The sequence below is a fragment of the Aureivirga sp. CE67 genome, from assembly GCF_015767245.1.
In the GTDB taxonomy this organism is placed as follows: Bacteria; Bacteroidota; Bacteroidia; order Flavobacteriales; family Flavobacteriaceae; genus Aureivirga.
On sequence record NZ_JADOTV010000031.1, the window covers coordinates 23,852 to 32,703 of the forward strand.

Here is an 8,852-nt window from a genome sequence, read left to right on the forward strand (position 1 = left end):
ATTCTTTGAGGGAATTTTTTATTTAGTATTTTTCGATAAATTTCTAATCTTTACGAACCAATTTAATTTATTAAACATTTTTACTATTAAAAATTTTATGAAGAGTTTTTTTAACTCAAAACACACCCCTAGCCCCTCTCAAGAGGGGAACTTGATAATCTCTAAAAATTTATACTAAATCAAACATGAAAATATCAATGAAAAAAATTTACTTTATTTTAATTCTACTTGTTTTCCCGATGAAAAATTTTGCACAAAAAAATGATATCTATGAAAAAACTAAAGATTTAAATACAACGATTAATACAATTTATAGCGTAATCTCTGGAGAGAAAGGAAAAAAACGTGATTGGAATTTATTTTTAAACCTATTTCATGAAAATGCATATTTGATTCAAAATGTTCCTACGAAATCTGGAAAAGATTCTTTGGTGTATATAAAACCACAACAGTTTGTTGAAACAAGTAGAAAATGGATGGAAGAAAACGGATTTTTTGAAAATGAAATCCATAGAACAACAAATGTTTTTGGATCAAATGCTCAAGTTTTTACATCTTATGAAATTAAAATGACTAAAAACCAAGTAAAGCCAAGCGTTCGAGGAATCAATAATATTCAATTGTATTTTGATGGAAAACGTTGGTGGGTTCTTTCTATTTTTTGGACTAGAGAAACACCAAATAATCCAATTCCTGAGAAATATTTAGGAAAATAAAACATTAGCTTAATTATATTTTAAATTTCATATGTTTACACAATTACTATTTTTAATATTAAAAAAAAAAAGAAAAAAATCAATTTAACTTAAAAACATGAATTTAAAAGAGATTCGCATAAAAGTAATTTTCTTTTTATTTATCCTTTTTTCCATCTATAATTATGGTCAAGAAAATAAATGTAAAGACATGAAAAACGGTACATTTAAATACACTTTAAATGACTACAAAGTAAAAATCACTAGAAATGATGATTTACAAATAGAAAAAGACTTAGAAACTGGAATGGAAATTCATACTTTAGTCGAATGGACTTCAGATTGTGAATATACATTAACGTATTCAAAAGTTGTAAACACTTCATACGACTTTAGTGATTATTTAGGAAAAAAAATCTATGCTAAAATTATCAGTATTGATGGAAACATAATCAAAGTGGATACAAGAAGCGGAAATAGAAGTTCAGTTTTAGAATTTATTAAAATCGAAGACGAATAAAAGATATTTCAAAAAGCCTATTGTTTTATTATAAATTAAACCAATAGGTTTTTATTGATTTCGTTCTAACGAAAGAATTTTATTTAAACAATCTCTCTTCCCTATTTATACTATTTCGATTTTATTTTTTTCAAATAACAATAATTAGTAAATAAATTCAAAAAATAACTAAATTGTCGTGATTAAAAAAACACACTTAAAAAAAGAAAAATGATGAAAAATAAAATTACTTATGGACTAATTGGCTCTACATTATTAAGCTTTTTAGTTCTCCTAGCCTGTTCTAATTCTTCAAGTAAAAATTCATTAAACCAAAATGAAAACACTGTAGAATTAAATTGGAAACTAGCTTCAAACGATAGTATTATCTACAAAACTGTTATGAACGAAATTGGCGACCCTACTTTTGAAGTAAATTTCGGTGGAATATTTAAATCATTAAATGATGAATTAGGTGATGATACTAAAAATTTAGAGAAAGATTTTTTTAAAAGTTTGAAAAATCAATATAACAACACAAATTTGATTACAAAACTTACAAATTCTGATGATTTTAAAGATGTTTTGAATATTGAATTAATAGCAAATAAAAAAGACAAAAATACTTCTGAAGAGGATGTGAATGGAATGCAACAAATGATGCAGTCTATGTTAAAAGGTGTTATGCTAAGAGGTTCTGTTTATAAAAATGGTTCTATGCATAGTTTTTGGGTACGAAGCAAACAAAAAAACTTAATCTCATTATTTTTTGAATTACCTAATAAAGCTGTAAAAAAAGGAGATTCGTGGACTTTGCATAATGTGAATTTTATTGGTAATGATCAAAATTTTATTTGTCATAAAGCAAAAAAGAAAAATGAAATTACACTTATAGATATCATTAAAAAAAATGGAGAAACTATCGCAGTTTTAAATTATGATATTTTAGAATTTGTTTCTGGTGATTTTAATTCTCCTGCGTTTTTTGGAAGCGGAGGTAACAAGAAAACTGAAATGGAATTTATTTTCAAAGCTCAGGCTGAGTTTTCAGTAGATAAAGGAAAATGGATTTCTTATAATGGTTTAATGTCTTTAAATGCTAGTGGTGTTATGAATTCCTCTCAAAAACAAAAATTTGCTTTAATTGAAGAATAATTTTTTAGAATAAATATGAAAAAATACAAAGAAGATATTTTCACAATAATTCAACTAGTAACTTTTATTTTAGCTTGGTTTGCTTTTGCTCAAATCGATAATCCAATTTTTGCGATATTTAGTGGTGTTTTTTGGATTTTTTTATGGTCAAGAAATATTTATTATAAAATTCAATATCGAAAAAATAAATTACCTGATGTAATTCGTATTCCAACGCAAAATGACAATTATTATAAAACAACTTCTTTAAGTTTTGGAGTTATGCTTATCGTAGGAATGAGTTTCTGGATTTATTATGCAAACGAATTAATTTTCATACCAATTTTTGGTTTAGTTTCAGGTATTTTAATTTTTATTAATGGAATTATTGATATTCCAAAAGGTGAGATTAAAATTGAAAACTCTGAATTAAAAATTCATGGTATAAAAGATAAAATACTTATCAACTCTATTAATTCAATTCAGATTGAAAATGATCGGTTAGTTATTAATAAAGGAGAAAACTCTATCGTAAAACTTGATAAATTAGAGTTGGATAAAGATTGGAATACTAAAATAATTGCTTTTTTAAACAAAAATCTTAATACAGAAGAAATTGATATTTTGGAGAAACAATAAACATTATTACATTTAAAATTTATGAGAACGTTTTTTTAATCTAAAACACACACCCCTAGCCCCTCTCAAGAGGGGAACTTGACAATTTGTATGTTTTTATACAAATCCAAACGTGATAATATCTAATAAAAAAATAAAAAATGGCTATTTACGCAATCGGAGACATTCATGGATGTTTCACAGCATTAAAAACAATTTTTAATCAAGGAATTATTCAGGAAGAAGATATTGTTGTTTTTCTTGGAGATTATATAGATCGAGGACCTGATAGTAAAGGAGTTATTGATTGGTTATTGAAAAACAAAGAAATTTATAATTTTAAGTTTATTCTTGGAAATCATGAAATAATGATGAAAACTGCAAAAATCGCATCAGATAAACTTGCTGAATGGTTATATTTTGGTGGTGAAGAAACTTTAGATTCTTACAACATTAAAGATGATCTAAATTGGGCAAAAAAAATAGATTCAACTCACTGGGATTTTATCGATAATTGTCTTCCTTACTTAGAAATTGGAAAATATATTTTTGTTCATGCAGGTCTTGAAAGCGACATAGATTTAGAAGAGCAAAATAAATACAATCTGTTTTGGAAAAAATTTGAATTTCCTAAAATATACAAACCTGAGAAAACTGTTATTTGTGGACATACTTCAAGAAAAAATGGTGAAATTGCAAATTTCGGCCACACTATTTGTATTGATACATATGCTTATGGCGGAAAATGGTTAACATGTTTAAATCTAGAAACAGGAGAATATATGAAAGCTAATAATAAAGGAAAAGTAGAAAAAGGGAAAATCAAAAAATGAAACAAATCGAATCTTCGGAATATTATTCTATTACAAAAATTAATGAACCTAAAGAAAATTCTTTAGAGTTTCTTTTCATCAGTCAAAAAGTTTCTGATAAAGAAGAAAATATTAAAATTGGAGATCATTCAATTAACTCTTATAGACAAATCACTGAGAATGAAAGTTTAAAATATAGAATAACTTTCGAAAAATATATTGCTTATTCAGTAATAGATGAAAGTTTTTCTGTTCCGCCTGAAGGAGATTTTACAGGAAATAATCCAAGAATTTATTCAAAGTCAAACTTTTTGGATTATATAAAAAAGGACACTTTTGCGACTACTGATTATCTAGGAGAATTTAAACATTATGTTTTTATAAGTATAAATCATATTTTAAATATTGTTTCTCAAATAGAACCGAAAATAGAGAGAATTTGAATTAAATCTGTAAACAATTTGTTGTAGAAACATAGTAGACAATTTATATTAAAAAATAACTCATTTAAAATTGTATATTTAACACCTTTAATAAGTTACACTAAAAAAAACAACATCTTAAAAAAACATTTATTATGAAAAAAACATTACTTTTTATCTTCATTAGTTTCACATTTTTCTGCTGTAATTCTGATGATGAAAACAATGAAAACATAGAAATAGTTGAAGATTATTCTGAATATACCACTGAAAACTCTTTAGATCATGAAATAGATTTTATGCCTATTGAAGTTTATAATAATTCAAATTCGCCACAAAATCCAAGTTTAAAATTGCAATTAAATACTGTTGAACTATTACCTTGTGCTAACTATGAAATAATCACAACGCAATTTACCAAAGCAAATGAATTAATCATAAGATTGGAGGATGTACCAGATCCAATTCCATGTGCATTAAATTATGGTCATGCTTATGCATATATCGATTTACCTGAGAATATTTCAGAAGTTACTTTAATTAATGGAAATACGATTGATAAATATATTATCGAAATAAATAATGAAAAAGTAAACATTTCTCTTATCGAAAATAATTTCACAAATTTATTATATGAAAAGACTTTTAGATATCCTGAGAATTCATTTGCATATATTTGTGGTACTTCTAATGACAATACAAATATTTACGAAGATTTTTCAGCAATAATAGAACAAAACCCGAATATTACAGAATTTGAGTTTGTTGGAGAAGGTAGAATTCCTTATCAAGAATCTCAAGGAAATAAAGTAAACCATCCTTCGAAATTTTACAAATATTCTAGTATAGAAGACTTTAATAGTTTAGCGAATATTTTAAACAATTATGCATCTGAAAATATTGAGGAAAATGCTGGAGTTTCTATTTCAATTATTAATTGGGAATCTACATCTTATAGAAGTTGGTTAGAAAATTAACTTTCATTAAAAACAACAACAAAACATAAAATGAGAGAAGTTAATACTTCTCTTTTTTTACATTATAAATTCTCAAAACAGATGCTTGAACAAAAATTCCTAGAAATATCTGAAGAACTAAATTGCAATTATAAAATTGTAAATAAAGAAATAGATGATTATTTTCTGGGTCGTAAATTATCTGTCAACGATTATTATTTAGAGATTGAACACCAAAATTCTGTTATTTTTTTATGTTATGAATTAGCAAATCAAAGTATGGCTAAAGTGACTGTTGAAGTAGAGTTAAACCATTTTAAAGAAAACTTTGAAATTTCTACACGAAGTCATTTTCAAAGATTATTTGTAAAAAATAAATCTCCTTGGAAAATTAACTGTCCGAATGCTGAATTCAAGAAAAAGCTCTTGACAATTTTGGATAAAAATGAATTATCTGATTTTGCTCAAAAAACAAGTTTCGAACCGATTATATACGGGAAAAGAGCATTTAATAAAATCAAAATAGAAACTAAATTTAGTCTTGCATTCGAAAACAAAGAAAACTCCATAATCCCTGTAATCAATTATCACAAAAGAATGATTGAATTTTTATCTGAATGATTTGCTTACACAAGAAAAATATATCCATAAACCATATTATTTCTAATTATTTTTTTCATATTTGGAAAAAATAAAAAATGAAATTATTCGATATATTTAAAAAAAAGAAAAAGCAGACTACTTTCCCAGAAAATGATTTAGAAATATGTTTACAACAAGCTTTTGAGAGAAACTCTGCGCAAAAAGAGTTTTATATGAAATTGCTTTGGAGTGAATTAGTAGCTCTAAAAGTGGATGATGAAAAAGAAAATCAAGCAGATGAAAATGGTAAATTTAGTCTAAAACTTATTCGATTTGAAAACGGTACGATTCCTATTTTCACATCTACTAACAGAATTTATGACGGAAATGAAAAGCACCCAAATGATACAACGATAATTGGTATGGAAGCGCAAGCTTTGCTAGAAATCACTAAAGGACATACATTGATTTTAAATCCTTTTTCTGAAATAAGTAAAGAATTGATTCCTCAAGAAATTGAAGACTTAATTAATGGAAAAATGTTTGAAAAAGATGAAGAATTTAATCTAGATCGATTTGAAATGTATGAATTCAACGAAATTTTTGATCGAGCTGCAGATAGACAAAAAAATTTGATTATCCTTGGCGTACACAATTCTAATGGATATTTGAGTAAAGCAGATTATGCAAAATTAGAAGAATCAATCGAAGATTTTAAAAGATGTTTGGACATGATTCCTGAACATTGGCAAAGTATGGTTTTGATGGCAAAAGCTTATCAAAAAATCGGAGAACACGAAAATGCTTTAGAAGCTTTAGAAAAAGCTTTTCTTATTGAAAAAGAAGATCACACTATTCCGATGGAAGCTTCGACAGAAGCGATGCACATGAACGATAATGAAAAAGCAATTTTTTACGCAGAAGAAGCCTTGAAAAGAAAACCAAATGACGCTGCACTCTCTGGTAATTATGCTTTGAATTTATTTTTGGCAAAAAGAGATGACGAAGCAGTACAAACAATAGAAGAGGCTTTAAGACTAGACCCTAAAGACAGGGTTAATCAAAATATTCAAGTAATTATAAATGATGTAGTTTCTGGAAAAAAGGAAAGACCAAATTTTAAAGATTTAGTATAAAAAATATGTGTAGATACGCTTTAAAAAAATACAAACCACATTACGTTTGTTTTGATTGTCGAAAAACTTTTAAGCAAACGATTATAGAAGATATAATTGTGCGAAATGGAGATTGGGATTTTTATTGGCTTTTGAATTATAGTCGTAATAAGCCTAAAGTCGAAAAATTCAAAAAGAATCATCCAGAAATCTTAGAAAGATTCGAAAAAGAATACGAGAATAAAATCTATAAATGTCCTGATTGTGCAAAAGAAATGCATTCAATCGGTATGGATTTTAAAGCTCCTAAAAAAGATAAAATCAAAGAATGGGAAATTGTAAAAAGTATGTACAAACTTGGAAATACTTTTCATACTTGTGGTTGTAGTGGTCCAGGATATATTCCTCACAATCCAAAAGATTATTTGATTTATTTGGAAAATAGAAAAGTGGAATATGAAACTAATTTACATGAACGATCAGAAGATTTATCCACCGAAGAAAAGAACAAATATATTTCATATTGGAAGACAAAATTAGATTTATTGAATTCTGAAATTCAAATTCAGAACATTAGATAAGTTTTAAGAATCCGAAATAAAAAATCCTCCTGTTATAAAAACAGAAGAAATTCTAAATGAAGTGGAATAAGATTTTCTACAATCTCTTCGGTTGAATTTCCTTAAAAAATCAAAGCATCTCAAATATTCTGATGTGCTTTTCTTATAAAATAATTCCAGCTTTTTAATTCGGTTTTATTTTTAGAGCTTCCCCTCCACCCTTCAACTCCGTTTCACTTCGCTCAGGATACCGGGTCGGGCTTTGCGCTGCAAGTTTTGTCTTTAAAAAAAAGTTCTTCTAAACCCATCCGTGGGCTTCTTTGGTCGCCTACGTTGGCTAAGAATTACTAATTTTTTAAAAACAAAAGCTTTCCACTCCAATCCCTAAACCTGGGATAATACTAGGTGATTTTGTTAAAATATGATTTTTAATTTTTATTTTACACTTATTTTTTTACTATAATTTATTTTCAACGTTAAAATACTAAATTATAAATATATTGTTTAGAAATAAGGTTTTATATTTGTGTAATATTACCTTGAGAAATTCTTTTTTTAGAAAAAATACTCAAATCGTAATTTTAAAATAATTAATACTAAATTGATAAAATTAATCAAAAATAAAATTTGATTGAAGAGGTATGAAAACAAATGAAATATTTGAAAATTTAATAAAAATTGAACCAAAAGTTGTTTCAATTGAAACGTTATTTAATAATGAAGAAACACTAAAAAACACTAAATATGATCCTGATTATCAAAGAAATTATGTTTGGGATGATGATAAGGCAACTTACTTTATTGAAAGTATTTTATTAGGCACAGAAATTCCTCCAATTATATATTTCAGAGATGGCGACAAAATCGAAATTATCGATGGTAGACAAAGATATCAAACAATCTTAAGATTTATAAAGGACGAATTCAAATTAAAATTATCAGGACTTCATAAGTTAGACGAAATAGATATAGCTACAAAACATTTTAAAGACCTTGGAGATCTTAGAGATGACTTTTGGGATACTAAACTTAGAATTATTGAGTTTAGTTTTCATACTAAATCATCGACAACAGAAGATCTACAAGATATTGCTAAAAAAGAGATTTTTAAAAGATATAACTCTGGAATTACTCCATTAAAATCAACTCAAATTGATAAAGCATTCTATTTTGAAAATGAATTAAATTCATACATACAAAATAAATTAGAGCAAGACAAAATTATTTTAGGAGATTTACAGGATTTATTTTTTTTTGAAAAAAATAGTATCCAAAAAATACTTAAAAAGTTAAGACAACTTTTAGTTCAACATAAAATTCCAATAAAATATTATGCAATAAACATTATCACGATTGATTTTGTAAGGGACTTCTGAGTGTAACTCTGAAATTATGTATTCCGACAGCAATTTTCATAATTTTCTCTCTTTTTTCAAAGTATTTTATTCGAATTTTCTCT

Annotated in this window: 11 protein-coding genes; all 11 read left to right on the forward strand. The window is 26.2% G+C overall.

The features are described from left to right. Positions 1–197: 197 nt before the first annotated feature. The 11 genes from I0K12_RS20860 to I0K12_RS20910 all read left to right on the forward strand — a co-directional run bounded on the left by I0K12_RS20860 (position 198) and on the right by I0K12_RS20910 (position 8,769). The gene (locus I0K12_RS20860) at positions 198–716 is read left to right on the forward strand and encodes a hypothetical protein (RefSeq protein WP_196890126.1); all 519 of its coding nucleotides are present in this window, start codon (positions 198–200) and stop codon (positions 714–716) included. A gap of 97 nt (positions 717–813) precedes the next feature. Then, the gene (locus I0K12_RS20865; RefSeq protein WP_196890127.1) at positions 814–1,215 is read left to right on the forward strand and encodes a hypothetical protein; all 402 of its coding nucleotides are present in this window, start codon (positions 814–816) and stop codon (positions 1,213–1,215) included. Positions 1,216–1,425: 210 nt separating this feature from the next. Continuing rightward, complete coding sequence (locus I0K12_RS20870; RefSeq protein WP_196890128.1) at positions 1,426–2,349, forward strand: hypothetical protein; 924 nt, start codon at positions 1,426–1,428, stop codon at positions 2,347–2,349. A 15-nt stretch (positions 2,350–2,364) separates the two neighbouring features. Further along, positions 2,365–2,967: a hypothetical protein gene (locus I0K12_RS20875; RefSeq protein ID WP_196890129.1), complete on the forward strand. Its 603-nt coding sequence runs from the start codon at positions 2,365–2,367 to the stop codon at positions 2,965–2,967. Between the two features lie 140 nt (positions 2,968–3,107). Beyond that, positions 3,108–3,779, forward strand: a complete 672-nt coding sequence (locus I0K12_RS20880) for a metallophosphoesterase family protein (protein WP_196890130.1) — start codon at positions 3,108–3,110, stop codon at positions 3,777–3,779. Beyond that, positions 3,776–4,201 (forward strand): hypothetical protein, encoded by a 426-nt coding sequence (locus I0K12_RS20885; protein WP_196890131.1) that lies wholly within the window; start codon positions 3,776–3,778, stop codon positions 4,199–4,201. Before I0K12_RS20880 ends, I0K12_RS20885 begins: the two co-directional genes overlap by 4 nt. A gap of 134 nt (positions 4,202–4,335) precedes the next feature. After that, on the forward strand, positions 4,336–5,157 hold the full coding sequence (locus I0K12_RS20890; RefSeq protein WP_196890132.1) for a hypothetical protein: 822 nt from the start codon (positions 4,336–4,338) through the stop codon (positions 5,155–5,157). A gap of 30 nt (positions 5,158–5,187) precedes the next feature. After that, positions 5,188–5,757 (forward strand): hypothetical protein, encoded by a 570-nt coding sequence (locus I0K12_RS20895; protein WP_196890133.1) that lies wholly within the window; start codon positions 5,188–5,190, stop codon positions 5,755–5,757. 77 nt (positions 5,758–5,834) lie between these two features. Beyond that, complete coding sequence (locus I0K12_RS20900) at positions 5,835–6,854, forward strand: SseB family protein (RefSeq protein WP_196890134.1); 1,020 nt, start codon at positions 5,835–5,837, stop codon at positions 6,852–6,854. Positions 6,855–6,859: 5 nt separating this feature from the next. Continuing rightward, positions 6,860–7,414: a hypothetical protein gene (locus I0K12_RS20905; protein ID WP_196890135.1), complete on the forward strand. Its 555-nt coding sequence runs from the start codon at positions 6,860–6,862 to the stop codon at positions 7,412–7,414. A gap of 620 nt (positions 7,415–8,034) precedes the next feature. Further along, positions 8,035–8,769: a DUF262 domain-containing protein gene (locus tag I0K12_RS20910; protein ID WP_196890136.1), complete on the forward strand. Its 735-nt coding sequence runs from the start codon at positions 8,035–8,037 to the stop codon at positions 8,767–8,769. The last annotated feature ends 83 nt before the right edge of the window (positions 8,770–8,852 follow it).